The organism is Pararhodobacter sp. SW119 (assembly GCF_017811755.1).
Lineage (GTDB): Bacteria > Pseudomonadota > Alphaproteobacteria > Rhodobacterales > Rhodobacteraceae > Pararhodobacter.
The window spans coordinates 127,320-152,960 of sequence record NZ_JADDJF010000003.1; the positions used below are offsets into that span (position 1 = coordinate 127,320).

A 25,641-nucleotide genomic window follows, 5' to 3' on the forward strand; every position below is an offset into this window, starting at 1 on the left:
AGCCGCTATTCAGGCGCTTTTGAATGCCTTGTCGCCGATCAGCCGGATCAAGAACTTCGCAAGTCCCTGCGGGCCCTCATGTCCCGCGCGCGCAGGGCTTCCAGCGCGACGAGCACGGCTTCGGATCCGGCGCGGCGCGGTCGGTGATTCTGCGCGGCGGCTTCGACGAGGAACGCGACCTCTGGCAACGGGCGGGCGTGCAATGTGGCCGCACGCGGCATGAGATGCGCCGCCGCGCTGCGAACGAGCGAGAGGCCCAGCCAAAAAAGCTTCTGCCCCCTGCCGGTGCGCGCCCGCCCTGCAATCGAGTTGCATCCCTGCAGACGCAGCGCACTGCCGATACCGGCGTAGACATGTCGGGCGGCAAAGATACCGGGACGGCAGGAAAGCGGCAGGTCGGCGATGCCGGGTTCCGCCCGCAGATAGAGGCGATCCGCATGTGCGAGCAATCGACCCACGACATCGGCCAGGGCTGGCGAGAAGCGGGGATTGTCGAGAAAGCGGTCGGGGTCGATGCCGGCTTCGTTCATCCAATCCAGGGGAAGATAGAGCCGCCGGGCGCGCGCGTCCTCGCCGACATCGCGGGCGATGTTGGTCAGTTGCATCGCCACGCCCAGATCGCAGGCGCGCGCCAGCCGGTCGGCATCACGAACCCGCATCAGCACGCACATCATCGCGCCCACCGCCGCCGCAACGCGCGCGGAGTAGGCCTGAACGTCGGACAGTGTCGCATAGCGCCGGTTCTGCGCATCCCAGGCCAACCCTTCGAGCAGCGCATCGGGCAGCGCGCGCGGCAGCTCGAAATCGGCCACCAGGGTCGCGAACGCCCGGTCGACGGGTGCATTCCACGGACGCCCGGCATACACATCGTCGAGCCGTTCGCCGAGGCGCAAGACCGCCTGTGCCTTCGATACCTCGTCAGTTTCGGTCAACTCGTCGACCGCATCGTCGGCCAGCCGGCAAAAGGCATAGAGGGCCAGGGCCGGGTCGCGCACATGTCGTGGCAAGAGTTTCGAGGCCGCATGGAAAGAGAGCGACCCGGTGCGGATCGCCTCCCGGCAATGGGCAAGTTCGGCAGGCGCGATCATTCTGCGGCCAATCGATCGCTGTTGCGCGCCGCCGATGCCCAGGTATCGGGCGGATCGGGGACGAGCTTGGCCAGCACTTCGGCGGTTCCGATGACACCCGGCAGTCCGGCACCGGGATGCGTGCCCGCGCCGACCAGGTAGAGCCCCGGCAGTTCCTCCGATATGTTGTGCGGACGGAACCAGGCGGACTGCAGGATGCGCGGCTCCAGCGAGAATCCGGAACCATGCGGCGACAGGTAGCGATCCCGAAAGGTCTGGGGCGTGAAGACCAGACTTTCGCTGAGATGATCGGAAAGCCCCGGCAGCAGGCGTTTCTCCAGCACTTTCAGCATGCGTTGCCGATAGGCTTCGGCCTCCTGCTCCCAGTCGACCGAGTTGGCATGACCCAGGTGCGGCACCGGGCTGAGGGCGTAGAAGGTGTCATCGCCCGCCGGCGCGACGGACGGGTCGGTCACCGAGGGGCGGTGCACGTATAGGCTCATGTCCTCGGACAAACGGCCGCGCACGAAGATGTCTTTCACATGCTCCCGGTAGCGGGGACCGACAAGAATGCTGTGGTGACCGGCGTCCGGCCACATCTTCGCCGTCCCCCTGGTGCCAAAGTACCAGACGAAAAGTCCCATCGACCAATGCGCGCGCTTGAGGCGCGCGGTGGTCCAGCGACGCCGCCGCCGCTTGCGCAGCAATCGATCATAGGTATACCCGGCGTCGGCATTGGAAATCACGATGGCGGCTGGAATCACCCGACCGTCGAGCAACCGCACCCCGGCGGCACGCTCGCCGGCGACCAGAACCTCATCGACCTCGGCGCCAAGAATCACCCTGCCGCCCTGTTCCTCCACGATGCGTACCATCGCATCCGCGATGGCCTGCACCCCGCCCATCGCGTAATGAACGCCGAAAGCGGCCTCCAGATGGCTGACGAGACTGTACATCGACGTGACGCGAAACGGGTCCCCGCCGATGAAAAGCGGGTGAAACGACATCGCGAACCTGAGCCGGGTATCGCGAACCCGGCGCGCCGCATGCGCATGGACCGATCGGTCCGCGCGCAGCCATGCAAAGCGCGGCAGGGCCTTGATCAGATCCCAGATCCGATGCATCGGCCGCCGGCCCAGGTCTTCATACCCAAAGGCGTAGCGGTCCTTCGCATCCCGCAAAAACCGCTCGTACCCCGCCATGTCCGAAGGTGACAGCCGCGCCACCTCGGCCTTCATCGCGTCCGCATCCTGTCGCGCCGTGAAGGTCGATCCGTCCTCCCACAGGATGCGATAGAACGGATCCATCGGTTTCAGCGCCACATCGGCGTCGAAATCGCGGCCACAGTCGGACCAGAGGGTCCGCAGTCCTTCGGGGACCGTGACGATCGTGGGGCCCAGGTCGAAGCGGTAGCCGCCCTGCCTGATCGAGGACGCGCGCCCGCCCGGTCGATCCAGCCGATCGATGACCGTGACACGCCAACCACGCGCACCCAGCCGCATTGCAGCGGCAAGTCCGCCAAGCCCCGCGCCAACCACGATGGCATCCGATTGCGAAGATGAAGGCGCTGAGTTGACAGGTGTCACTGGAATCCCCGGATGATGTGTCTATTCTGATTTACATCATTGCAGGTAGTCAAGCCAAATTGAAAGGATTGACGTTGCGGCGGCGCAGATAATGTGACAACTTTAGTTGACAAATGGAGGTCGCAGCCGAATGCAGACCGTCACGCTAAGCCTGTTTCGCTTCGATGACGTGCGCACCCGCATCTGGGTGCTGGGTCAGATGGCGACCGCGCGTCTGGGTCTTGCCGCGTTGCCTGGCCTGTCATTCTTCAAGCTTTGCGGCTCGGGCACCGGCGAAGGGTTCACCCCGCGCCCCAACTGGTCCGTCTGGGCGATCTTCGCGGTCTGGCGCGACGAGGATGCCGCGCGGGCCGGGCTGGACGGTCCGGGACCCTTCAGGCGTTGGCGGACCCGCGCCTGCGAAACCGCGACCTTCCATCTGACGCCGACGAATGTGCGTGGGCACTGGTCCGGGCAGCGCCCGTTCGACACCTCGACCCGCGACCTTGCGCCGGGACCGCTGGCGGTGCTGACCCGTGCGACGATAAAGCCGACGCGCGCCCTTCGATTCTGGAACCGCGCACCCGACATCTCCGCCCGCATCGGCGCGGATCCGAATGTCCTGTTCAAGATCGGGATCGGCGAGATGCCGTTTCTGCATCAGGTCACGTTCTCGGTCTGGCCCGACAGCGCCAGCATGGCTGATTTCGCCCGTACCGGCCCGCACGCTTCAGCCATCCGCGCCGTGCGCGATGAGGGCTGGTTCACCGAAGAACTTTACGCCCGCTTCCGCCTTGTCGGATGCGAGGGGCGCTGGACCGGGGCGCACCGGTTGGCGGGACTCAACGACAAGGATGCTGCATGACACCGTTCCCCTTCTCCGCAATCGTCGGTCAGGACGAAATGAAGCTGGCGCTGATACTGACCGCGATCGACCCCGGGATCGGCGGCGTTCTGGTCTTCGGCGATCGCGGCACCGGCAAGTCGACCGCGGTGCGGGCGTTGGCAGCACTTCTTCCGCCGATCGAGGCGGTTGAAGGTTGCCCCGTCAACTCCGCACGCCCCGAGGACTGCCCCGACTGGGCGTCTGTCACCGACAAGCGCATGACGACACGGCCGACACCGATCATCGACCTGCCCCTTGGCGTCACCGAAGACCGTGTCACCGGCGCACTGGATATCGAACGCGCCCTGACCCGCGGTGAAAAGGCGTTCCAGCCCGGACTGCTGGCGCGCGCCAACCGGGGTTATCTCTACATTGACGAAGTGAACTTGCTGGAGGATCACATCGTCGATCTGCTGCTCGATGTCGCCCAGTCCGGCGAAAACCTGGTCGAGCGTGAAGGGCTGTCGATCCGTCACCCGGCGCGCTTTGTCCTAGTAGGTTCGGGAAATCCAGAAGAAGGTGAACTGCGGCCGCAACTGCTTGATCGTTTCGGCCTGTCGGTCGAGGTGAGCAGCCCCAAGGACATCGAAACCCGGATCGAGGTCATCAAGCGCCGCGACGCCTGGGAAAGAGATCATGAAGGCTTCATGGCGGAATGGCAGCGCCAGGACGCGGCGTTGCGCGAGGCGATCCTGCGCGCCCGGGTCGCGCTGCCCCTGGTGCGCGCCTCGAATGTCGCACTGCACGATTGCGCCTCGCTCTGCCTCGCGCTTGGTTCCGATGGCTTGCGGGGGGAACTGACGCTGCTTCGCGCCGCCCGCGCGCTCGCCGCGCACGAGGGCGCCGATGAAGTGAGCCGCGGCCACCTTCGCCGTGTCGCGCCATCGGCGCTGCGCCATCGCCTGCGCCGCGACCCGTTGGACGAGGCTGGATCAACTGCGCGTGTGGCGCGACATCTGACCGAAGTTCTGCCATGATCTGCGCAATCGGCATTCCCGTGGCGCGGATCGGTGACCTGACGGACAGCGGAACGCCATTCGACTGTCGACCATGACACCCTTCGATGAAACCGCGGCATCCCCTGAACACATGCCAGGCGAACCCATGCCGTGGGATCGTGTGCGTCTGGCACTGACGCTGCTCATGGTCGATCCCTGCAGGCTCGGGGGACTTTGGCTGCGGGCGCGGGCCAGCCCACTGCGCGACCGGGTGACCGGCGCGCTCGCGCCAATGAGCCCCCGCAAGATACATACCGCCATCGACGACACCGCGCTTTTCGGTGGGCTTGATCTGGCCGGGACGCTCGCCGCGGGTCGACCGGTCCACACCCGCGGACTATTGGCTGACGGGGGGGTGGTTCTGCTTTCGATGGCCGAGCGCTGTCCCGCCGGACTGGCCGCGCGGCTTGGACAGGCGCTGGATTGCATCCCCTCGGAAGGGCGCGCTCGCACCTGCCTGATCGCGGTGGACGAAGGCGCCGGGTCGGAGGAGGGTCTGCCGCAGGCCCTCGCGGACCGGCTGGGGCTTTTCCTGTCGCTTGACGGCCTTGCCTGGGCGGATACGGCGCCGCTTGCTGTGCCCGAAGCCGCCCTTGCCGCGGCGCGCGCACGGCTCGCCCTGCTGCCGCACGATCCGTCCGCGCTCGATCGGCTGGTGGAAAGCGCCGCACAGCTTGGCATCGACAGCGCGCGCGCGCCGCTGCTGGCGCTGAACTGCGCGCGCGCCGCCGCCGCGTGGCGTGGACATCCGCAGATCACGCCGGAGGATCTGGTCGCCGCCGCGGAACTTGTCTACGCGCATCGCGCAACCGCCCTGCCACCCAGCGAGGATGAAGCGCAGCCAACTCCCCCCCGCCCCGATCCGGCCACGGGGTCGGAGCCGGAGACCGAACAGGACCAACCGGACGCCTTGCCAGACGAAACGCTTGTCGAAGCCGCGCGTGCCGCGCTTCCGCCCGACCTGATGGCGCGGCTTGCCGGACTTCGCGGCGCGAAAGCGATGCGCGCGCAGGGGTCCGGCGCGGGGAGCGCCAACAACTCTTTCGTGCGCGGACGCCCGCTGCCGGCGCGGCGTGGCACGCCAGGTTCCGGACAGCGGATCGATCTTGTCGCAACCCTGCGCGCCGCTGCCCCTTGGCAGGTCTTGCGCCAATCGATGCGGCGTGGCGACCGGCTTGTGATCCTGCCCGGCGACATGCGCATCCGTCGCCACGAGGAGCGCAGCACGCGCGTCCTGATCTTCGCCGTCGACACCTCGGGTAGCCAGGCGATGACGCGAATGGCCGAGGCCAAGGGCGCAATCGAGTTGCTGCTGGCCGAGGCCTATGCGCGGCGCGATCACGTGGCGCTGGTCACCTTTCGCGGCGACACGGCGGACCTGACGCTGCCGCCGACCCGGTCGCTGGTTCAGGCCAAGCGCCGCCTTGCCGGGCTTCCGGGCGGTGGGGGAACGCCGCTGGCCGCCGGCCTTCAGACCGCGCTTTCCGCGGCTCAGCAGGCGCGCAGCAAGGGCATGACGCCGGTCATCGCGGTCCTTACCGACGGACGCGCCAATATCTCGCTGGACCGACGCCCCGGTCGAGAGGCTGCGGCCGCGGATGCGACCCGCATCGCCCGTGCCATCGCGGCAAGCGGCGTGGGGTCAATCGTCATCGACACGGGTGTCCGCCCGCAACCGGCGCTGGACGCGCTTGCAAGAGCCATGGGGTCCGAATGCCTTGCCCTTCCCAGGGCCCGCGCGCCGCAGCTTTCGGCCGCGCTTGGCGCGCTCATGGGCGCATGACGGATGGTGCTTCGCCCGCTTCCAGACCGCTTGCCGCATGACTGGCCGCTTCGCGCGGCGTCGCGGCGGGTGCTGTGCCGGCCCCATGACTGGCATGTCCAGATCACGGGCGAGGGGACCGACATCCTGCTGCTGCATGGTGCGGGCGCGTCTTCGCACAGCTGGGTCGGCCTGCGCCCGCACTTGCCGGGCTACAGGCTGATCGCACCGGACCTGCCCGGTCAGGGCTTTACCCGCGCGGGGCGGCCGCGGTTTGGCTTGGATGAAATGGCCGACGATCTGGTCACGCTTTGTGCCGATCAGGGTTGGCGGCCGCGCGCGATCATCGGGCATTCCGCCGGGGCGGCGATCGCGTTTCGCCTGTCCGAGGTCATGCCTTGCGGTGCCTCCTGCATCGTGGGCATCAATGCTGCGCTGGGTTCGTTCGACGGGTTCGCGGGCTGGCTGTTTCCCAAGCTGGCGCGCGCCATGACGCTAAGCCCGTTCGTGTCGCATATGGTGACGCGCTACGCCTCGAAACCGCCGCGGATCGAGGGGCTGATCGCCTCCACCGGCTCGACCCTGCTGCCGGCGGAGCTTTCCCGCTATCTGAGGCTTTTCACCTCGCCGGGGCATGTCGAGGCGACACTGAACATGATGGCGGATTGGCATCTGGACCCGCTGCTGGAGCGTCTGCCGCAAATGCGCGTCCCGGTGCTGCTGCTTACCGGCGCGGGCGATCTGGCCGTCCCCCCGGACGTGTCGAAACGCGCAGCGGACCGTCTGCCGATGGGGGTCCATGTCGATCTGCCGGGTCTTGGTCACTTGGCGCACGAGGAAGCGCCCGAGGTTGTGGGGGCGGCAATGCTTCCCTTCCTCAGAAGCCACGGTCACGCGTCGCTCGACAGGCACGACAGGACGGCATCCGGCGGCTCCGCGACCGCCGGGTAAAGCGGATTTACCGGGGCTGCGCGGGGGTGTGCAAGTTGCACAAGGACCTTAAATATTTGAAATCATGAGAAACTTGAAAAAATCGAAACCTTTTCTTAACTCTGATTCCGACCGATTTCCTAGGCTGGATCATCCGCTTGCGAAGGATCGTCCGATGCCGCGGAACCGGGCGCGATCCGGCGGTCGAGGAGGGACGGATCGAGCGCTGCGATCGCCTGGTAATGGCTCAGGAAGATCTGGCCGCTCAGATGGTCCAGGAAGTCGGTGCGTTTCAACTGGTCCATCACCGGGCCCTTGACCTCGGACAGGTGGAAGGCGACGCCGATAGTCTTGAGTTGCTCGTTGATCGCCTCGAGGCTTTCGAGCGCGCTTGCGTCGATCTCGTTCACCGCCGGGCACATCAGCACGACGTGTTCGAGTTCCGGTCGCGCCGCCACCATGTCGTAGAGCCGATCCTCGAGGTAGCGGGCATTGGCGAAATAGAGGCTCTCGTCGACGCGAAGGCTCAGGAGTCGGGGGCTTGTCCGCACGTCATGACGCAGGATGTTTCGGAAATGCTGGGTGCCCGGCACAAGGCCGACGACGGCCATGTGCGGCCGGCTGGTCCGGTAGAGGAACAGCGCGAGCGAGACTGCGACGCCGGCCACAACGCCCGCCTCCACCCCCAGTCCCAGGGTCAGGGCAATCGTCACCGCGACGGCGGCGAAATCGGCCTTCGAATAGTTCCAGGTCCGCTTCAGCACCCCCAGGTCCACCAGTCCCAGGACGGCGACGATGATGGTCGCCGCCAGCGTCGCCTGCGGCAGGTAGAAAAGCCACGGGGTCAGGAAGACCGTCCCCAGCGCGATGCCCCCCGCCGTGAAGGCGCCGGCGGCCGGGGTGCGGGCGCCTGCGTCGAAGTTCACCACCGAGCGCGCGAAACCACCGGTCACGGGAAACCCCCCGCTGACCGCCGACGCGACGTTCGAGGCGCCAAGGCCCACAAGCTCCTGATCGGGGTCGATCCGCTCGCGCCGTTTTGCCGCCAGCGTCTGCGCGACCGAGACCGATTCGACAAAGCCGATCACGCTGAGCAGAAGCGCCGCGCCGGCCAGCTGCAACCAGAGGCCGGGATCGAACGTTGGCAGGCCGAAGGGCGGCAGGCCGGAGGGGATTTCGCCGACGATCCGCACGCCGGCATCCGCCAGCCCCAGTCCCGCCGCCGCCGCGATGGTCGCCACGACCGCAACGATGGGCGCGACCTTGGTGGCGATGTCGGCCGCGCGCGCCGGCAGGCCAAGGCGGCGCAGGAGCGGGTTCAACCGGCTGCGCGCGGCAAAGAGGAATCCAAGCGTCGCAAGTCCCAGTTTCAGCGTCGGCAGGTTCGTCTGCCCCAGGTTGCCCGACAGGCTGACCAGCATCTCCGGCAGCGTATGCCCGCCCCCCGCGATGCCGAGGATATGCCGCAACTGGGACACGGCGATCAGCAGGCCCGAGGCGGTGATGAACCCCGCGATCACCGGATGGCTGAGGAAGTTGGCCAGAAAACCCAGCCGCAGCACCCCCATCGCCATCAACATGAGACCGGAAAGCGCCGCCAGCGCCGCCGAGGCGGCGATTGCCCCCTCGACCGTGGTCAGGGCAAGCTGCCCAACCGCCGCCGCCGTCATCAAGGAGATCACCGCCACCGGCCCCACCGCCAGAGTCCGGCTGGTCCCGAAGATGGCGTAGGCCACCAGCGGCAGGATGCTTGCGTAAAGCCCGACCTGCGGCGGCAGCCCCGCCAGCATCGCGTAGGCAAGCGATTGCGGGACCAGCATGATCGTGACGATCACCGCGGCTAGCAGGTCGTCGGCCAGCGTCGAAAACCGGTAGTCCCGCCCCCAGTCGAGGATCGGGAGGAACCGGCGGACACCCCGCCCCTTGCCGTTCATCCTGTCAGTCATGGCATGAACTCCGCCGCGCGGCGCGGCCGGTTGAGAAACGGGTGGTCAGGTCATTGCGTGCGTCTTGCCCCAAGGGGGGCGCGCGGCCGGGACGCAACCGGCCGCGCCGGGTTGACGCCGGCGCCGGCGATGCCGGCGCCGATGCCCCGGGATCAGAAACGGTTGACCGGGACTTTCAGGTAGTGCCGGCCGTCGCCCTCGGCCTTCGGCAGACGCCCGCCGCGGAGGTTGATCTGAAGTGCCGCGAAAATCCGATCCGGCAGCGACAGGGTCTTGTCGCGCGTCGTGCGCCGGTCGATCCACTCGGCGCGTTCCGTGCCATCCTTGACATGGATGTTGCCGGCCTTGTGCTCGGCCACCGTCGCCTCCCACATCGGCTCGTCGCGCGTTTCGGTGCCGTAGTCGTGCCCGACGAAAAGCCGCGTCTTGCCCGGCAGCGCCAGGATCGCCTGGATCGAGTCCCACAGCGTTTCGGCGTCGCCGCCGGGAAAGTCGGCGCGCGAGGTGCCCGCATCAGGGTTCATCAGCGTGTCATGCACGAAGGCCGCGTCGCCGCAGACATAGGTGATCGACCCCAGCGTGTGGCCGGGCGAGAGCATCACGCGCGTCTCCAGATCGCCGATCCGGAAGCTCTCGCCCTCGGCGAACAGGCGGTCGAAGTCCCGGTCGGGGTCGTAGGCGCCGGGGGTGTTGTAGATCTCTTCCCAGATGCCCGCGATCTCGTGGACTTTGGCGCCGATTGCGGCGGGCGCCCCGGTCCGTTCCTTCAGTTGCGCCGAGGCCATCAGGTGGTCCGCATGTGGGTGGGTGTCGAGCACCCATTCGACCGTGAGCCCGTTTTCGCGCACCAGGTCGAGCACCTGTTCCAGGCTTTCGGTGCTGGTGCGGCCGTGCTTGGGGTCGAAGTTCCAGACGACATCGATCAGCGCCGCCTTCTTCGTCTTCGGGTCCGCGCAGATATACTGGATCGATCCGGTGTCGGGCTCGTAGATGCCCCAGACATCGGGGCTTTGCGGCCCGCTCGAGGGCGAGAAACGAACGACGGGTTCCTTGAGCTTGCTCATCAGTTTGCTCCTTTCGGGGACAAAATGGGAAGGGACTTGGCGTACGCACCGAACCAGAGGCCGAACAGCATCGCTGGCACGAAGACCAGGGTGCCGGGCGCCAGCAGCGGCAGCGCGGTCAACGCCGGACCCGGGCAGAAGCCGCCGATGCCCCAGCCGATGCCGAAGATCGCGGCGCCGGCGATCAGCGGCCGGTCGAGTGTGGTGCTCGTCGGCACGTCGAATGTTTCGCTCATCACCGGCGCCGATTGCCGCCAGGCCAGGCGGTAGCCGATGAAGGTGACACCGGCCGCACCGGCCATCACGAAGGCCAGGCTGGGGTCCCAGGCGCCGGCGAGGTCAAGAAAGTTCAGCACCTTGGCCGGGTTGGCCATGCCCGAGATGACCAGGCCGAGGCCGAAGACGAGGCCCGAAAGAAATCCTAGGAAACTGCGCATCATGCCCCTCCCAGTACATGCCGAAGGATGAAGACGGTGGCGGCGGCGGCGACCATGAAGGTAACGACCGCCACGGCCGAACGGGGCGACAGGCGCGCCAGGCCACAGACCCCGTGTCCCGAGGTGCAGCCCGATCCGATGGCCGTGCCGACCCCGACAAGAAGGCCCGCGATCATCATCCCGAACAGGTTGCCCGAGACGGTCTGCTCGACCGGGGCGCCGACAAGCAGCATCGCAAGGGGTGCGGCCAGAAGCCCGAGGACGAAGGCCACGCGCCAGCCGCGGTCCTGCGACACGCCCTCGGACGGAAGCAGGACGGAGAGCGCCCCGCGCGCGATGCCCGAAATGCCGGCGATGCGCCCGAAAAGCGCCATGACCATGACGGCGCTCAACCCGATCAGGATGCCGCCGCCGAGCGACAGCCAGGGGGTGAACTCTGTGGGCGTGATGGGTCCCATGGTGCAGCAATCTCCGTTACTGTGGTTTCACGTTGGAGCGTACATATTGCAATTTTATGATATGTTCAAGGGCTGCCTGCGCGCCTTTTTCGCGGAGGTCAGCCCAGTACCGCGCCCAGAGCGATCGCCGCCGCGGCCTGGACCGGATCGACGACCGCGATGCCGAGGTCGCTTTCGAGTTGCGCGCGGCGCGGGGCGAAACCCGCGCAACCCGGCACCAGCGCCCCGGCGCCCATGTCGCGCAGCTTGCGCCCGACGGCGAGCGTGCGCGCATAGACCTCGTCCGAGGTGCCGGCATCTTCGGCGCTGACGCCGCCAAGATCCATCTCGCCCGCCAGCCGGTCGAGGACACCCATCATCCGCATCTTGCGCATGTGCCGCGGGATCGACTTCGGCCCCAGCGCGATGATGCCGAAGCGGTCGGCCCGCGCCAGAGCGGTCAGGATGCCGGCCTCCTGAATGCCGATGACGGGCCGCGCGGTCAGGCTGCGCGCCATGTCCAGCCCGGGGTCGGAAAAGCAGGCGATGACATAGGCGTCGGCCTCCGGGTCGGCCTTGATGCGCTCGGCCAAGGCCAGCCCGGCGCGGGCCACGTCTTCCTCGGTCATGATGGTGGCGGGGCTTTGGGCGATGTCGATGCAGTCGAATTGCGCGCCCTGAAAGCCCGCCAGCGCTGTCCCCAGCCCCGCTGTCACGACGGCGGAGGAATTGGGGTTGATGACCAGGATGCGTTTCACGGCCGGATCTCCGCGCCGAAGTTCTGCGCCGGGTCCATCTCGGGGATAAGCGGCGCGTCGGGGTCGGGGCGGTAGGGCTGGCGCGCGACAAAGCGGCCGCGTCCGCGTTCAGCGCGCAGCTCGCCCGCCTCGACGATCACTTCGCCGCGGCTGAGGACATGCGTCGGCCAGCCGGTCAGGCGCATCCCCTCGAAGGGGGTGTAGTCCATCGCGTCGTGCTGGTCGGCCGCGGTGACGGTGCGCGTCTCCTCTGGGTCCCATAGGACGATGTCGGCGTCATAGCCGGGCAGCAGCGCGCCCTTGCGGTCCATCCCGAAGACCCGGGCGGCATTGGCCGAGGACAGCGCCACGAATTGCTGCAGCGTGATCCGCCCCGCCCCGACCCCTTCGGCAAAGAGGTAGGGCAACCGCGCGGCGATCCCCGGCATGCCATTGGAAATGGCGGGATAGGCGGGCTCGGGTCCCTTGGCGAACTTGCCCGACGCGTCGAAGCGGTAGGGCGCGTGATCGGACGAGACGCTTTCGAACGTGCCGCTCCGGACGTGCTGCCACAGCACCGCCTGTGTCGCCGCGTCGCGCAGGGGCGGCGAGCAGATGTATTTCGCCCCCTCCATCCCCGGGCGGTCGAGGTCGTCGCGGGTCAGGGCCAGGTATTGCGGGCAGGTTTCGGCGTGGATCGGCAGCCCCTCGGCGCGGGCGCGGGCGACCAGATCGGCCCCCTCGGGCGTCGAGACATGGACGACGAAAAGCCCGGCGCCGACCAGCCGCGCCAGCGAGATCGCGCGGTTGATCGCCTCGGCCTCGGCCAGCGCAGGGCGCGAGACGGCGTGGTAGCGCGGCGCCGTCAGCCCGGCGTCCGCCAGCCGCGCGTTCATCCACTTGATCATGTCGTTGTTCTCGGCATGCACCATGGTCAGCGCGCCGTGCTGGCGCGCGACCGTCAGGATGTCGAGCATGCCGCGGTCGCCCAGGTTCATCAGGTCGTAGGTCATGAAGACCTTGAACGAGGTGATGCCGCGGGCGAAGGCGCGGGGCAGTTCGTCCTGCAAAACGGCCGGTGTCGGGTCCGAGATGATCAGGTGGTAGGAATAATCGATCACCGAATTCGGCGCGGCCCGGTCGTCATAGGTGCGCAGGACCGCGTCGATCGATTCGCCGCGGTGCTGGGCGGCGAAGGGGATGAAGCTGGTGTTGCCGCCGAACGCGGCCGAGACCGAGCCTGTGTGGTAGTCATCCGCGGTCATCAGCCCGGTAGAGCTTTCCTGCGCGATATGCGCGTGCCCCTCGATCCCGCCGGGCACGACGATCCGGCCCGTCGCGTCGATCCGGCGCGCGCCGCCGTCAAGGCGGTCACCCAACGCGGCGATGCGGCCATCCCGGATGCCGATGTCACCCGTCCAGGTTTCGGACGGCGTGGCGACGGTGCCACCGTGAATGACCGTATCGAAGTCCATGTCGCTGCCCCATCAGGATCGCCGGCACCCGGCTGCCGCGGCGCGACCGAAGCACAGCGCGCGGGCAGGCGCAACAATTTCGGCGGCAGGGCCTCAGGCGTTCGCGCGCAGCACCGATCCGGCCAGGTAGAGCGACCCGCAGATCAGCACGCGCGCCGACGGATCGCGGGCGGCGATCATGGCCAGCGCGGCCTCGACCGACGGCGCGGTCTCGGCGGGAATGCCGGCGCGGGTGGCGGCTTCGGCGGTGATCTCGGCCGGCAGGGTCGCGGCTTCGCCCGGGATGGACACTGCGATCAGCCCCTTCAGATGGCCGGCCAGCGGCGTCATGAAGCCCGCCACGTCCTTGGTGTTGAGCATCCCGCTGACCGCCCAGGTCGGGCGCGCAGGCAATTGCGCCAGCGTTGCCGCAATGGCGCGACCGGCCGAGGGATTGTGCCCGCCATCCAGCCACAGCTCCAGCCCCGGCGCGCTGGCCGGCAACGGCCCCTCGCGCAGCCGCTGCATGCGCGCGGGCCAATCGGCGCGGGTGACGGCGGCGTCATGGGCAGCCTCGCCCGCGCCCAGATGGCGCAGCGCGGCCAGCGCGGCGCCGGCATTCTCGATCTGGTGGGGTCCGGGCAGGTTGGGCAGCGGCAGGTCCAGAAGCCCGCGTTCGTCCTGAAAGGTCAGGCGCCCGCGTTCGGCATAGGCATGCCAGTGCTGCCGGTGGACCAGAAGCGGCGCGCCCAGCCGTTCCGCCCGCGCCTCGATCACGTCCAGCGCCTCCTCCTCCTGCGGGCCGACGATGCAGGGGACGAGACGCTTGAGGATGCCCGCCTTCTCGCCGGCGATCTCGGGCAGCGTCTCGCCCAGGTACTGCTGGTGGTCGAGCGAGACGGGCGTGATGACGGTCAGCACCGGGCGGTCGACCACGTTGGTCGCATCCAGCCGCCCGCCCAGCCCGACCTCGAGCAGCGTGTAGTCGGCGGGCGTGCGGGCGAAGGCCAGGAAGGCGGCGCAGGTCGTGATCTCGAAATAGGTGATCGCCTCGCCGCCATTGGCGGCGTAGCATTCGTCCAGCACCGCCGTCAGGTCGGGTTCCGTGATCAGCTGCCCGGCCAGCCGGATCCGCTCGTGAAACCGGGCCAGATGCGGCGAGGTATAGGCGTGGACGCGCTTGCCCTCGCCCTCCAGCCCGGCGCGGACCATCGCCAGCGTCGAGCCCTTTCCGTTGGTGCCGGCGATATGGATCACCGGCGGCAGGTCGCGCTCGGGATGGCCGAGCGCGGCCAGCAACCGCCAGACCCGGTCCAGCGTCAGGTCGATGATCTTCGGATGCAGCGCCATCATCCGCTGGAGGATGGCGTCCGAGCCTGGTGCGCTCACGGCCGCGCGCTCATTTCTTCTTGTCGGCGGGCGCGGGGGCCGCCGGGGCGGGCGGGGTCGGCTCGGCGGCGGTAGGAAGGGACTCGACGGCGGGAATGGGATCCGGCGCCGGCAGGTCGCCGGCCACCGCGGGCGGCTTGCCGGTCAGCATCCGCAGGATGGTGATCAACTCGCGCCGCATGTCCTTGCGTTGCGTCACCCGGTCCAGCATGCCGTGATCCAGCAGGTATTCGGCCCGCTGGAACCCCTCGGGCAGTTTTTCGCGGATGGTCTGTTCGATCACCCGCGGGCCGGCAAAGCAGATCAACGCGTTCGGCTCGGCGATCTGCACGTCGCCCAGCATGGCGTAGCTGGCGGTGACGCCGCCGGTGGTCGGATGGGTCAGCACGCAGATATAGGGCAGGCCGGCTTCCTTCAGCATCTCCAGCGCGACGGTGGTGCGCGGCATCTGCATCAGGCTCAGGATGCCTTCCTGCATGCGCGCGCCCCCGGCGGCGGCGAACAGCACCAGCGGCCGCTTGCGATCGATCGCGCGCTCGCAGGCGGCGATGATCGCATTCCCGACATACATCCCCATCGACCCGCCCATGAAGGCGAAATCCTGCGCTGCGGCGACAATGGGCGTGCGCCCGATCTCGCCCTCGGCGACCAGCATCGCCTCGCGCTCGCCGGTGGCCTTCTGCGCCGCGCGCATCCGGTCGGGGTATTTCTTCTGATCGCGGAAATGCAGCGGGTCGGCGACCGGATCGGGCACCGACACCTCGGCAAAGATCCCGCCGTCAAAAAGCCCCGCAAACCGCGCGCGCGGCGTGATCGCCAAGTGGTGGCCGCAATAGGTGCAGACCTGCAGATTGTCGCTGAGTTCGCGGTGAAACAGCATCGAGCCGCATTCGGGGCATTTCGTCCACAGGTTCTCGGGCACTTCCCGGCGCGAGAAGAGCGAGTTGATCGTCGGGCGAACGTAGTTCGTGATCCAGTTCATGGCCGGGCCCCTGCAGCGTCTGGGGTCGAAATACGCCGCGCGCGGGCCGAATGCAACGCGTCAGCGTCGCGCCAGCCATAGCCGCGCCAGCGCCCAGACCATCGCCATCAGCCCCATGTCGGCGATCAGCAGCGCATCCAGCGCCATGCCGTCGCCCTCGGCCACGCGGAACAGCGCCAGCCCATCGAGGCCGGCCATCGCCGAGACCATCAGCACGGCGATCACGTTGTTGGCGAAATGCAGCCCCCAGGCCAGCCCGATCGACCCGCTGCGCGCGGTCAGGTCCGCCGCGATCAGCCCGAAGAAGCCGGTCACCGCGACAACAAGCCAGGGCGAGACCGGCCCGACGTCCGGCGCGTAATGCGCCAGCCCGAACAGCGCCGCCGGCACCCCCATCCAGACCACGGCCGAGGCAAAGCGCGCCGCCAGTTGCTGTTGCAGGTAGCCGCGAAAGACCACCTCCTCCGCCCCCGTCTGGATCAGCAGACCCAGAAGCGCGAGCGGCAGGAAGGCCAGCCAGACACCCGCCGGCGTCGCCGCCTCCAGCGGTGGCACGAACGGCAGCAGCGCCAGGCCCGCGACCGCCACCACGGCCGTCACCCCCAGCCCGGCCGCGAAGTCGCGCAGCACCGCCGGGCCGCGTCCGATCACGCTGCCAAGGCTGCGCGCATGCAAAAGCCGCACCGCGGCCCAGACACCGATCCACGGTCCCACGAAGGTCGCCAGCAGGACGATCACCGCCCAGGGGTCGCTGCCGACGCCGAAGGCGCGCAAGCCGGCCTCGACCCGGTCCGGCCCCGCCGTCAGCCACAGAAGACCGCCCAGGGCCGCGATCCAGCCAAAATAGCAGGCGGCGATGACCCCCAGGCCAAGAACCAGACGCCAGATCTCGGGGCGATGCCGGGCAGGGGCGGTAAAACGGGCGAAGGCAGGGGTCATCGGGGCTCCGGGCGGCTACGCGCGGTCATGTATGCGCGCCGGCGCGCAATCCAAGCCTTCAGGGCGCGGGGCATTGCAAAACCCGGCGTCGCGGCAATCGACCGCTCACGCCTTTCCGAGGATGCGCTTGAACCAGCCCTTCTTCGGCGCCTCCGTTGCCGCGGCGCCTTCGTCCTGCGCCGCCGGCGCATCGCCCGCTTCCGGACCCTCGACCGCCTCCTGGAACCGGGCGAAGAAGCTTTCGGCCATCTTGCGCGCGAAACCGTCGATGATCCGGCTGCCCAGCTGGGCAAGCTTGCCGCCGACCTTGGCGTCGACCTCGTAGGACAGCATCGTGCCGTCGCCATCGGGCGCAAGGCGGACCTTGGCGGCGCCCTTGGCAAAGCCCGCGGCCCCGCCCTTGCCCTCGCCGGTCAGCGTCAGGCTTTCGCCCTCGACCATGTCGGCGACGGTGACGGTGCCGTTGAACTTCGCCCGCACCGGGCCGACCTTCTGCACGACGACCGCCTCGAACCCCTCCTCGGCCGAGCCGGTCAGTTCCTCGCAGCCCGGCACGCTGGCCTTCAGCACCTCCGGGTCCAGAAGCGCCGCCCAGACGACCTCGGGCGGGGCATCGATGCGGCGTTCGTCACTCATCTGCATGCGCAGTCCTCCATCCTCACCGGGTGCAGCATAGGCCTTGCGCCCGGTGCGGAAAAGCCTTCTTGCGGGGCCGGGCGGGCACGGCGCGGGGGGCGGTCCGCGGGCGCGGCGAACCCGCCTTCATGCGGCCGCGCCAAAGCTTTCCCGAAAGTCAACAAAAATTCTCTTTCCCTTTTATATCATGTACTTGGCGGAAGGTCCAAATTTGGACCGCCTGCCCCAACTCCCGCGCGCGAGGCGGCGGGCACCGGTTCGCGTCGTTGCTCGCGCCCGTCACGATCCGTCGTGCCGTCGCCCCGCGCGCAACCTGCCTTGACCCCGACGCCGCCGCGCCCCACCATCCCCCGCACCGGACCGGAGGTTGACGTGACCCATATCCCCGCCTCGATCGATGCCGTGCAGGCCCTCCTCGCCGGGCAGAACTATGTCTGCGGCCGGGCGCTGGCGACGGTGACCTTCCTCGGCCTGAAGCTCGGCCGGCCGCTGTTTCTGGAAGGCGAGGCCGGCACCGGCAAGACCGAGATCGCCAAGGCACTCGCCACCGCGCTCGACCGCCGCCTGATCCGCCTGCAGTGCTACGAGGGGCTGGACGCCGCCTCGGCCGTTTACGAGTGGAACTTCGCCGCCCAGATGATCGCCATCCGCGCCGCCGAGGCCGCCGGCGGCGCCGACCGCGACACGCTGACCGCCGAACTTTTCACCGAAGATTACCTGATCGAGCGCCCGCTCCTGCAGGCCATGCGCCCCCAGCCCGGCGGCGCGCCGGTCCTGCTCATCGACGAGGTCGACCGCACCGACGAGCCGTTCGAGGCCTTCCTGCTCGAAGCCCTCTCCGACTTCCAGGTCACCATCCCCGAACTCGGCACCGTCAAGGCGCCCGAGCCGCCGATCGTCATCCTGACCTCGAACCGCACGCGCGAGGTGCACGACGCGCTCAAGCGCCGCTGCCTCTATCACTGGGTCGACTACCCCGGCTTCGACCGCGAGATCGAGATCCTGCACGCCCGCGCCCCGGAAGCCTCGGAAACCCTCAGCCGCGAGGTCGTGGCCTTCGTGCAGCGCCTGCGCACCGAGGACCTGTTCAAGAAGCCCGGCGTCGCCGAAACCATCGACTGGGCGAAATGCCTGCTCGCGCTCGACGTGCTCACCCTCTCGCCCGAGGTCATCTCGGACACGCTGGGCGCGATCCTGAAATACCAAGACGACATCGCCCGGCTGCAGGGGATGGAGGCCAAGCGCCTGCTGGACGAGGCCCGGAAATCCCTTGAGCCCGCCTGAGCCGATTTTCTGTCTGAAAATATCCCACGGGGGGTCCGGGGGGCGTGAAGCCCCCCGGCGTCGGCACCGTGGCCAGCGGCCCGCATGATGCCCAGCGACCCCGACCTTACCCTGCCCGACGAAGGCAAGCTCGTCCACAACATCACCCATTTCGCCCGCGCCCTGCGCCGGGCCGGTCTGCCCATCGGGCCGGGACGGGTGCAGACGGCGATCGAGGCGGTGGCAGCGGCGGGCTTCACCGAGAAGACCGATTTCTACTGGATCCTCCACGCCTGCTTCGTGAATCGTCCCGAGGAGCGGACGATCTTCCATCAGACCTTTCGCCTGTTCTGGCGCGACCCGCGCTACATGGAGCAGATGATGGCGCTCCTGCTGCCCGCCATGCGCGGCGTGCAGGAGGAGGATCGCGCCGCCGATGCCGCCCGCCGCGCCGCCGAGGCGCTGCTCGCCGATGCCGAAATGCCGCCCGCGCCCGAGACGCCCGAGAGCGACGACGAGGAGCTGCGCATCGAGGTCGACGCGACCGCCACCGCCTCGGCCGAGGAGCGGCTGCGCCAGCTGGATTTCGAACAGATGACGGTGGCCGAGGCGGCGGCGGCCCGGCGCATGCTCACACGCCTCGCCCTGCCGGTGAAGCCGCTGGCGACGCGGCGGCTGAAGCCCGACGCCCGCGGCGCCCGGCCCGACTGGCGGCGCACGCTGCGCGCGAGCCTGCGCACCGGGGGTGAGATCGCCACGATCGCGCGGCGGCGGCCGGCGACGCGCTGGCCGGCGCTGGTGGTGCTGTGCGACATCTCGGGCTCGATGGCGTCCTATTCGCGGATGGTACTGCATTTCGTCCACGCGGTCGCCAACCGGCAGGGGCAGGGCTGGGCCAGGGTCCATGCCTTCACCTTCGGCACCCGGCTGACCAACATCACCCGCCACCTGCGCCAGCGCGACGTCGATGCGGCGCTGGCCGCCGCGGGGCGGAAGGCGCAGGACTGGCAGGGCGGCACCCGCATCGGCGAGAGCCTGCACGCCTTCAACCGCGACTGGTCGCGCCGGGTGCTGGCGCAGGGGGCGGTGGTGCTGATCATCACCGACGGGCTGGACCGCGGCGCGCCCGCCGATCTGGCGCGCGAGATGGAGCGGCTGCGCCTGTCGGCGCGGCGGGTGGTCTGGATCAACCCGCTCTTGCGCTGGGACGGGTTCGCGCCCCGCGCGCAGGGGGTGCGGGCGATGCTGCCGCATGTCGATACGCTGCGCGCGGGGCATTCCGTCGCCTCGCTGGAGGCGCTGGCACAGGCGCTGTCGGACCCGAAGGACCGGGGCGAGAAGACGCGGCTGATGGCGATGCTGGGGGCCGGGGACTGAAGATTCGACCGTGAATGCCGGCGCCTGACCGCGGTCCCGGGCCGTTTCCGACAGGGGGCGTCCAAGCTTGGACAGACCTGCCGTCGGCACCGAAAAGTGTTCAAATTTTGCAGATCGGGCGTCGGACTTGCAAACTGGAGACGCAAAACGGCCATTATGTGAAAAGAATCTCCAGTTTTTGGCGTCTCCAATTATTCTACCACATCTTGTGCATTCTCGCCTTGCCCCCACATCGGGTGGGCCGCACGCGCGTGCATCCGCCAGGGGGTGCAAATCCGCCGGCGCCGGGGCCATATCCAGAACGAAGAACCCGCAAACCGGTCACGAAACGGAGGCCCGCCATGTCCGCGAAAACCGCCAAGCTCTACCGCATGGACACGCCCGATCATCATTGCCCCTTCGGCCAGAAGTCCCGCCACCTTCTGCGCAGCCACGGATTCGAGGTGGAGGATCATCCACTGCGCACGCGCGCCGAAACCGACGCCTTCATGGAAGCCGAGGGGGTGGAGACGACGCCGCAGACCTATATCGACGGTGAACGCATCGGCGGCTACGAGGACCTGCGAAAGCATCTGGGCCTTTCCGTGCCCGACCCCGACGCGCCGACCTACCGGCCCATCGTGGCGATCTTCGCCATCGCCTTCGCGCTGGCGCTGGTCGTCGTCTGGCTACGCGGCGCGCCGATCCTGTCGCTGGCGCTGGTCGAGTCCTTCGTGGCACTGGGCATGACGCTGCTGGGCCTGCAGAAGCTCAAGGATGTCGAAGGCTTCTCGACCATGTTCCTCAACTACGACCTGCTGGCCCGGCGCTGGGTGCCCTACAGCTACGTCTACCCCTATGCCGAGACGCTGGCCGGCGTGCTGATGCTGGCCGGCGTGCTGATCTGGCTCGCCGCGCCGCTGGCGCTGTTCATCGGCGCGATCGGCGCGGCCTCGGTCATCCAGGCCGTCTGGATCGAGAAGCGCGAGTTGCGCTGCGCCTGCGCCGGCAGCGGCACCAACGTCCCCCTCGGCCCCGTGTCGCTGACCGAGAACCTGGCGATGGTGGCGATGGGCTTGTGGATGTTCGCGCGGGCCTATCTTCTGTGACCGACCCGCGCCATTATCATCGGCAGCGAAGGGACCCCGCATGAGCGACGCACAACACGACCGCATTCCCGAAATCGCGCTGGACTGGCACCGCGACGGCCGCGGCGCGGCGCTGGCAACGGTAATCCAGACCTGGGGCTCGGCCCCGCGTCCCGCCGGCAGCCAGTTGGCGATTTCCGGCGCGGGCGAGATCATGGGATCGGTCTCCGGCGGGTGCGTGGAGGGCGCGGTGGTGGTCGAGGCGCAGGACGCGCTGGGCGACGGTGCCCCCCGCGTGCTGGAATTCGGCGTCGCCGACGAGGAGGCCTTTGCCGTCGGGCTGGCCTGCGGTGGCACGATCCGCGTGCTGGTGGAGCCGGTGGGCGGCGATTCTGGTGGGGCGATGCCCGAGGACATGCTGGCGGCCATCGTCGACGCCCGCGCCGAACGCCGCGCGCTGGGCTACGGCGTGCATATTGAGACCTGGGATCGCCGCCTGCTGACGCCCGAGGACGCGCCCGACCGCTTCCGCGCCGACCGCGCGGGGATGGAGGAGGGGGGCGAGTTCATCACGCTTTTCAACCCGCCGCTGCGGATGATCGTCGTGGGTGCCGTGCATATCGCGCAGGCGCTGTTGCCGATGGCGCGGTTGGCGGGCTACGATCCGGTGCTGATCGACCCGCGCGAGGCGTTCGGATCCGCGGCGCGCTTTCCGGGCGAGCGGATCCTGCACGACTGGCCGGACGAGGCGATGGCCGCGGTCGGGCTGGACGCGCGCACGGCGGTGGTGACGCTGACCCATGACCCCAAGATCGACGACCCGGCGATCATGGCGGCGCTGGGCTCCGCGGCCTTCTACCTCGGCTGCCTGGGGTCGACGCGCACGCATGCCAAGCGGTTGGACCGGCTGCGCGCGGCGGGGCTGCGCGCGGCGGGGCTGGACGCGGCGGCGCTGGCGCGCATCCACGCGCCGGTGGGGCTGGATATCGGCGCGCGCAGCCCGGCCGAGATCGCCGTGGCGGTGCTGGCCGAGATCACGCAAGCGCTGCGGCGCGGCTGATGCGCTTCGGTCCGGTTCCGCTGGATCAGGCCGAGGGCGGGGTGCTGGCGCATTCGCTGCCCGTCGCCGGCGGACGGCTGCGCAAGGGCAAGCGGCTGGAGGCGGCGGATCTTGCGGCGCTGGCCGCGACCGGGCGGGTCGAGGTGACGGTCGCGCGGCTCGACCCCGGCGACGTGGGCGAGGATGACGCGGCGCTGGCACTGGCCCGCGCCGTCGCCGGGCCGGGGCTGGAATTGCAGCCGGTCGGCACCGGGCGGGTGAACCTGCTGGCGACGGGGCCGGGGCTGGCGCGGATCGATGCGGCGCGCGTGGATGCGTTCAACGCTGTCGACGGGGCGATCACGCTGGCGAGCGTGCCGCGCTGGCAGCGGATGGACCCGCGCGGCATGGTGGCGACGGTCAAGATCATCGCCTACGCGGTCCCCGGCGCGGCGATCGCACGCGCCTGCGATGCCGGCGCGGGGGCGCTGGCGCTAGCTGCGCCGGTGATCGACACCGCCAGCCTGATCCAGACCGATGTCGGGCTGGGCGCGCATCTGGAAAAGGGCGCGGAGGTGACGCGCGCGCGGCTGGAGCGGCTGGGCGCGCGGCTGATCGAGGCGCGCACCGTCCCGCACCGCGCGGAGCCGCTGGCCGAGGCGCTGGCGGCGGCGGCGGGCGGGATCGTGCTGATCCTCACCGGTTCGGCCACGTCGGACGCGCAGGACGTGGCGCCCGCGGCGCTGCGCCGCGCCGGCGGGCGGCTGGTGCATTTCGGCATGCCGGTCGATCCGGGCAACCTGACGTTTCTGGGCGAACTTGGGGGCCGGCCGGTGCTGGGCTTGCCGGGTTCTAGCCGCTCGCCGGCGTTGAGCGGGTCGGACTGGGTGCTGGAACGGCTGGTCTGCGGCGTGCCGGTCGGCCCCGCCGAAATCATGGGGATGGGGGTCGGCGGGCTGCTGAAGGAGATCCCGACGCGGCCCCGACCGCGCGCGCAGCGGGGCTGAGGGCGTGCGAGTCTCCCCGTGTCCGCATGCGGAAATTCGGCCAAGGCATTGATTCGGTTGTGAAACGCGATTTTCGTTAACCGAATTTCAAGCATTTCCGAAGCGTGCACCGGGTCCTCAACCCGCATCCGCGGACAGATGCGCCCGGACGTGGTCCCAGCACTTGCGCATCAGCGTCGGCAGCGCGGCGGGGTCGAAGCCGGGGCGGAAACTGCCGCGGTCGGGCGCGGCGGCAGGGCCGGCATGGGCCAGCGCCACCCGAAGCTGCAGGTGGAAATGGGTGAAGGTGTGCCGCACCTCGCCCGGCAACAGTTGCCAATCGGCGGTCAGCGGCGGCGCGGGGGGTGGCGCGTCGGGCGTCCAGTCGGTGGTCGGAAAGCCGGGCATGCCGCCCAGCAGGCCGCGCGGCGGGCGGGTCTCGATCAACGGCGCGCCGTCGTCGCGCAGGACCATGTAGACCGTGCCCAGCCGCGTAGGTTTCGCCGCCTTGGGCGTCTTGGCGGGCAAGTCGGCCGCGATGCCCCGCGCATGGCCGGCGCAAAGGCCCTGCAGCGGGCAAACGGCGCAGCGCGGCGCGCGCGGGGTGCAGACGGTCGCGCCCAGATCCATCATCGCCTGCGCGAAATCGCCGGGGCGTTCGGCGGGGGTCAGCGTGCCGGCCAGCGCGGTCAGCCGCTTCTTCGCGCCCGGCAGGGGGTCGGTGACGGCGAAAAGCCGCGCGGTGACACGCTCGACATTGCCGTCGACCACGGTTTCGCGCGCGTCGAACGCAATCGCGGCGATGGCGGCCGCGGTATAGGGCCCGATCCCCGGCAGCGCCTGCAGGCCCGCGCAATCCGTGGGAAACGCGCCGCCGGCTGCCGCCACGGCGCGCGCGCAGGCGATCAGGTTGCGCGCCCGGGCGTAATAGCCCAGCCCCGCCCATTCGGCCATCACCTCGGCGTCGTCAGCCCCGGCCAGCGCGTGGATGTCGGGCCAGCGGGTGGTGAAGCGGTGGAAGTAGGCGCGCACGCTGGCCACGGTGGTCTGCTGCAGCATGATCTCGGACAGCCAGACGCGATAGGGGTCGGGGCGCTGGCCGCCGGCGCGCGCGGCCGGGCCGGTGCGCCAGGGCAGCACCCGCGCCGCCCGGTCGTACCAGCGCAGCAGCGCCGCCGCCACGACGGCGCCGTCGCCCGCGGACCCGCTTCCGGTATCGATTGCTTCAAGACTGTCACGCATTCTTCAACCACCGTGCCCCGCGCCCTCTGGTCTCGGGCGCTGAAGTCACTAGAATAGGGGCGCGGAGCGGAAAAGCACCCCCAAGCGCAGGTTCGCGGATGAGCACGCAGCACGAGACGGAGAAGGACGCCCCGCGCACGCCGCGCGGGCGCCGCCGCATGCGCGGCTTCGAATCGGCGGCGGGCCTCTTGAACGAGCGGATCCGCAAGGCCGGCGAATCGCGCGGCTTCGCGGCCTCGCGGGTGCTGACCCACTGGGCCGAGGTCGCCGGGCGCGATATCGCCGCGCTCTGCCGGCCGGTGAAGGTCAGCTACGCGCAGGGGGGCCTGGGTGCGACGCTGACGGTGCTGGCCACCGGCGCCGCAGCACCACTGGTGCAGATGCAGCTTCCCCGCCTGAAGGAGCGCGTCAACGCCGCCTATGGCTACGCCGCCATCGCGCGCATCCAGGTCACGCAGACCGCCGCGCAGGGCTTTGCCGAACCCGCCACCCGCTATGAGGGGCCGAACATCGCCCCCCCCTCGCCCGAGAAACTGGCCCGCGCCCGCGCCGTCGTCGGCACCCTGACCGAGGGCGTCGCCGACGATGGGCTGCGCGCCGCCCTGGACCGGCTGGCGACCCACGTGCTGACCCGTCCCCAAGCGCCCGCTCCGGCCGCGCCCAATTCGGCCGCGCCGATCCCGGCCGCGCCCACCCCGAACGCAGGCGCCGCCCCCGCGGCCGGCGCCGAACGAAAGGACTGACCATGCAGAAGACCCCTCTGATCGCCGCCGCCGCGGTGGCGGTACTGGCCGTCGGCGGCTACGCCCTCTGGTCCACCAGCGGCCCGGCCGAGGCCCCCGGCAGCACCCAGATCGGCGGCATGAACAGCGCCCAGGCGCAGACCGCCTCGGCGTCAGTCGACACCTCGGGCATCGTCGAGATGTCGCTGGGCGACCCGGACGCGCCGGTGACGATCATCGAATATTCGTCCTTCACCTGCCCGCATTGCGCGAACTTCAACCAGGGCGTCTATCGCGAGCTGATCGAGAACTACGTCGACACCGGCCAGGTCCACTACATCAAGCGCGAGGTCTATTTCGATGCCTATGGCCTTTGGGCGGCGCTGGTCGCGCGCTGCGCCGGGCCGGAGCGGTATCACGGGGTGGTCGAGATGCTCTATCAGGACCAGCGGCAATGGGCCGGGTCCAGCGACGGCGCGGTGGTGGCCGAGAACCTGCGCCGCATCGGCCGGCGCGCGGGCATGGACAACGCGCAGCTCGACGCGTGCCTGTCGGACCGCGACAAGGCCTCGGCGCTGATGGAGCTTTACCGCGAGAACGCCGAGCGCGACGGCATCCGCTCCACCCCCTCCTTCGTGATCAACGGCCAGACCTTCGGCAACATGGGATACGCCGAGTTCGAAGCCGCCATCGCCGACGCCCGGGATTGAGCCCGG

The 25,641-nt window shown here is 69.3% G+C and carries 23 protein-coding genes and 1 pseudogene; 11 read left to right on the plus strand and 13 right to left on the minus strand.

Annotated elements, in window-relative coordinates; translation table 11 throughout:
* Positions 1-47 precede the first annotated feature (47 nt).
* Both crtB and IM708_RS03615 read right to left on the minus strand, forming a co-directional pair.
* Positions 48-1,088, minus strand: coding sequence for a 15-cis-phytoene synthase (crtB, locus tag IM708_RS03610; protein ID WP_209424950.1), 1,041 nt, complete (start codon positions 1,086-1,088; stop codon positions 48-50).
* Positions 1,085-2,653, minus strand: coding sequence for a phytoene desaturase (locus IM708_RS03615; RefSeq protein WP_348524937.1), 1,569 nt, complete (start codon positions 2,651-2,653; stop codon positions 1,085-1,087). The genes crtB and IM708_RS03615 overlap by 4 nt, the downstream gene beginning before the upstream one ends.
* Before the next feature lie 130 nt (positions 2,654-2,783).
* Here IM708_RS03615 and crtA point away from each other — a divergent pair, with 130 nt between their 5' ends.
* The 4 genes from crtA to bchO all read left to right on the plus strand — a co-directional run bounded on the left by crtA (position 2,784) and on the right by bchO (position 7,229).
* Positions 2,784-3,497, plus strand: coding sequence for a spheroidene monooxygenase (crtA, locus tag IM708_RS03620; protein WP_209424951.1), 714 nt, complete (start codon positions 2,784-2,786; stop codon positions 3,495-3,497).
* Complete coding sequence (gene bchI, locus IM708_RS03625; protein ID WP_209424952.1) at positions 3,494-4,495, plus strand: magnesium chelatase ATPase subunit I; 1,002 nt, start codon at positions 3,494-3,496, stop codon at positions 4,493-4,495. The genes crtA and bchI overlap by 4 nt, the downstream gene beginning before the upstream one ends.
* 127 nt (positions 4,496-4,622) lie before the next feature.
* Complete coding sequence (locus IM708_RS03630; protein WP_245242973.1) at positions 4,623-6,299, plus strand: magnesium chelatase subunit D; 1,677 nt, start codon at positions 4,623-4,625, stop codon at positions 6,297-6,299.
* A 3-nt stretch (positions 6,300-6,302) separates the two neighbouring features.
* On the plus strand, positions 6,303-7,229 hold the full coding sequence (gene bchO / locus IM708_RS03635) for an alpha/beta fold hydrolase BchO (protein ID WP_209424953.1): 927 nt from the start codon (positions 6,303-6,305) through the stop codon (positions 7,227-7,229).
* Positions 7,230-7,348: 119 nt separating this feature from the next.
* Here bchO and sulP read toward each other — a convergent pair whose 3' ends face one another.
* The 10 genes from sulP to IM708_RS03685 form a co-directional block, all read right to left on the minus strand.
* The gene (gene sulP / locus IM708_RS03640) at positions 7,349-9,154 is read right to left on the minus strand and encodes a sulfate permease (protein WP_245242974.1); all 1,806 of its coding nucleotides are present in this window, start codon (positions 9,152-9,154) and stop codon (positions 7,349-7,351) included.
* A 152-nt stretch (positions 9,155-9,306) separates the two neighbouring features.
* Positions 9,307-10,218 (minus strand): MBL fold metallo-hydrolase, encoded by a 912-nt coding sequence (locus tag IM708_RS03645; RefSeq protein ID WP_209424954.1) that lies wholly within the window; start codon positions 10,216-10,218, stop codon positions 9,307-9,309.
* Entirely contained in the window at positions 10,218-10,655 is a 438-nt protein-coding gene (locus IM708_RS03650; protein WP_209424955.1) for a DUF6691 family protein, read from the minus strand. The genes IM708_RS03645 and IM708_RS03650 overlap by 1 nt, the downstream gene beginning before the upstream one ends.
* Positions 10,655-11,113 (minus strand): YeeE/YedE thiosulfate transporter family protein, encoded by a 459-nt coding sequence (locus tag IM708_RS03655; RefSeq protein ID WP_209424956.1) that lies wholly within the window; start codon positions 11,111-11,113, stop codon positions 10,655-10,657. Before IM708_RS03655 ends, IM708_RS03650 begins: the two co-directional genes overlap by 1 nt.
* A 98-nt stretch (positions 11,114-11,211) precedes the next feature.
* Positions 11,212-11,850, minus strand: coding sequence for an aspartate/glutamate racemase family protein (locus tag IM708_RS03660; RefSeq protein WP_209424957.1), 639 nt, complete (start codon positions 11,848-11,850; stop codon positions 11,212-11,214).
* Positions 11,847-13,304 carry a dihydropyrimidinase gene (gene hydA, locus IM708_RS03665; protein ID WP_209424958.1) on the minus strand — a complete coding sequence of 486 codons (1,458 nt, stop codon included), beginning with the start codon at positions 13,302-13,304 and terminating at the stop codon, positions 11,847-11,849. Before hydA ends, IM708_RS03660 begins: the two co-directional genes overlap by 4 nt.
* 93 nt (positions 13,305-13,397) lie before the next feature.
* Positions 13,398-14,672: a folylpolyglutamate synthase/dihydrofolate synthase family protein gene (locus tag IM708_RS03670; protein ID WP_209424959.1), complete on the minus strand. Its 1,275-nt coding sequence runs from the start codon at positions 14,670-14,672 to the stop codon at positions 13,398-13,400.
* Between the two features lie 10 nt (positions 14,673-14,682).
* Positions 14,683-15,654, minus strand: a complete 972-nt coding sequence (accD, locus tag IM708_RS03675; RefSeq protein ID WP_209424960.1) for an acetyl-CoA carboxylase, carboxyltransferase subunit beta — start codon at positions 15,652-15,654, stop codon at positions 14,683-14,685.
* Between the two features lie 60 nt (positions 15,655-15,714).
* Positions 15,715-16,593: a CPBP family intramembrane glutamic endopeptidase gene (locus IM708_RS03680; protein ID WP_209424961.1), complete on the minus strand. Its 879-nt coding sequence runs from the start codon at positions 16,591-16,593 to the stop codon at positions 15,715-15,717.
* A gap of 105 nt (positions 16,594-16,698) precedes the next feature.
* Positions 16,699-17,235, minus strand: a complete 537-nt coding sequence (locus IM708_RS03685; RefSeq protein ID WP_209424962.1) for a carbon monoxide dehydrogenase subunit G — start codon at positions 17,233-17,235, stop codon at positions 16,699-16,701.
* Positions 17,236-17,601: 366 nt separating this feature from the next.
* On the opposite strand from IM708_RS03685, the gene IM708_RS03690 reads away from it, so the two are divergent.
* The 5 genes from IM708_RS03690 to IM708_RS03710 all read left to right on the plus strand — a co-directional run bounded on the left by IM708_RS03690 (position 17,602) and on the right by IM708_RS03710 (position 22,982).
* Complete coding sequence (locus IM708_RS03690; RefSeq protein WP_209424963.1) at positions 17,602-18,513, plus strand: MoxR family ATPase; 912 nt, start codon at positions 17,602-17,604, stop codon at positions 18,511-18,513.
* A gap of 87 nt (positions 18,514-18,600) precedes the next feature.
* Entirely contained in the window at positions 18,601-19,869 is a 1,269-nt protein-coding gene (locus IM708_RS03695) for a VWA domain-containing protein (protein WP_209425022.1), read from the plus strand.
* 341 nt (positions 19,870-20,210) lie between these two features.
* Positions 20,211-20,957 (plus strand): MauE/DoxX family redox-associated membrane protein, encoded by a 747-nt coding sequence (locus IM708_RS03700; RefSeq protein WP_209424964.1) that lies wholly within the window; start codon positions 20,211-20,213, stop codon positions 20,955-20,957.
* A gap of 40 nt (positions 20,958-20,997) precedes the next feature.
* Complete coding sequence (locus tag IM708_RS03705) at positions 20,998-21,996, plus strand: XdhC family protein (protein ID WP_209424965.1); 999 nt, start codon at positions 20,998-21,000, stop codon at positions 21,994-21,996.
* A complete protein-coding gene (locus tag IM708_RS03710) occupies positions 21,996-22,982 on the plus strand; it encodes a molybdopterin-binding protein (RefSeq protein WP_209424966.1) in 987 nt (328 codons plus the stop codon). Before IM708_RS03705 ends, IM708_RS03710 begins: the two co-directional genes overlap by 1 nt.
* A gap of 117 nt (positions 22,983-23,099) precedes the next feature.
* Here IM708_RS03710 and mutY read toward each other — a convergent pair whose 3' ends face one another.
* Positions 23,100-24,203, minus strand: coding sequence for an A/G-specific adenine glycosylase (gene mutY, locus IM708_RS03715; protein ID WP_209424967.1), 1,104 nt, complete (start codon positions 24,201-24,203; stop codon positions 23,100-23,102).
* Positions 24,204-24,361: 158 nt separating this feature from the next.
* Here mutY and IM708_RS03720 point away from each other — a divergent pair.
* Together IM708_RS03720 and IM708_RS03725 are read left to right on the plus strand one after the other, a co-directional pair.
* Positions 24,362-24,847: pseudogene (locus tag IM708_RS03720) on the plus strand (DUF721 domain-containing protein); the annotation flags it as partial.
* A gap of 101 nt (positions 24,848-24,948) precedes the next feature.
* Positions 24,949-25,635, plus strand: a complete 687-nt coding sequence (locus IM708_RS03725; RefSeq protein ID WP_209424968.1) for a DsbA family protein — start codon at positions 24,949-24,951, stop codon at positions 25,633-25,635.
* The last annotated feature ends 6 nt before the right edge of the window (positions 25,636-25,641 follow it).

Bases quoted from the DNA above. Each gene is read 5' to 3' on its own strand.
- IM708_RS03710 (WP_209424966.1), top strand. From the start codon at position 21,996: ATGCGCTTCGGTCCGGTTCCGCTGGATCAGGCCGAGGGCGGGGTGCTG.
- IM708_RS03725 (WP_209424968.1), top strand. From the start codon at position 24,949: ATGCAGAAGACCCCTCTGATCGCCGCCGCCGCGGTGGCGGTACTGGCC.
- IM708_RS03700 (WP_209424964.1), top strand. From the start codon at position 20,211: ATGTCCGCGAAAACCGCCAAGCTCTACCGCATGGACACGCCCGATCAT.
- IM708_RS03680 (WP_209424961.1), bottom strand. From the start codon at position 16,593: ATGACCCCTGCCTTCGCCCGTTTTACCGCCCCTGCCCGGCATCGCCCC.
- hydA (WP_209424958.1), bottom strand. From the start codon at position 13,304: ATGGACTTCGATACGGTCATTCACGGTGGCACCGTCGCCACGCCGTCC.
- bchI (WP_209424952.1), top strand. From the start codon at position 3,494: ATGACACCGTTCCCCTTCTCCGCAATCGTCGGTCAGGACGAAATGAAG.
- IM708_RS03695 (WP_209425022.1), top strand. From the start codon at position 18,601: ATGCCCAGCGACCCCGACCTTACCCTGCCCGACGAAGGCAAGCTCGTC.
- sulP (WP_245242974.1), bottom strand. From the start codon at position 9,154: ATGACTGACAGGATGAACGGCAAGGGGCGGGGTGTCCGCCGGTTCCTC.
- bchO (WP_209424953.1), top strand. From the start codon at position 6,303: ATGGTGCTTCGCCCGCTTCCAGACCGCTTGCCGCATGACTGGCCGCTT.
- IM708_RS03655 (WP_209424956.1), bottom strand. From the start codon at position 11,113: ATGGGACCCATCACGCCCACAGAGTTCACCCCCTGGCTGTCGCTCGGC.
- mutY (WP_209424967.1), bottom strand. From the start codon at position 24,203: ATGCGTGACAGTCTTGAAGCAATCGATACCGGAAGCGGGTCCGCGGGC.
- accD (WP_209424960.1), bottom strand. From the start codon at position 15,654: ATGAACTGGATCACGAACTACGTTCGCCCGACGATCAACTCGCTCTTC.
- IM708_RS03685 (WP_209424962.1), bottom strand. From the start codon at position 17,235: ATGCAGATGAGTGACGAACGCCGCATCGATGCCCCGCCCGAGGTCGTC.
- crtA (WP_209424951.1), top strand. From the start codon at position 2,784: ATGCAGACCGTCACGCTAAGCCTGTTTCGCTTCGATGACGTGCGCACC.
- crtB (WP_209424950.1), bottom strand. From the start codon at position 1,088: ATGATCGCGCCTGCCGAACTTGCCCATTGCCGGGAGGCGATCCGCACC.
- IM708_RS03650 (WP_209424955.1), bottom strand. From the start codon at position 10,655: ATGCGCAGTTTCCTAGGATTTCTTTCGGGCCTCGTCTTCGGCCTCGGC.
- IM708_RS03705 (WP_209424965.1), top strand. From the start codon at position 20,998: ATGAGCGACGCACAACACGACCGCATTCCCGAAATCGCGCTGGACTGG.
- IM708_RS03630 (WP_245242973.1), top strand. From the start codon at position 4,623: ATGCCGTGGGATCGTGTGCGTCTGGCACTGACGCTGCTCATGGTCGAT.
- IM708_RS03645 (WP_209424954.1), bottom strand. From the start codon at position 10,218: ATGAGCAAGCTCAAGGAACCCGTCGTTCGTTTCTCGCCCTCGAGCGGG.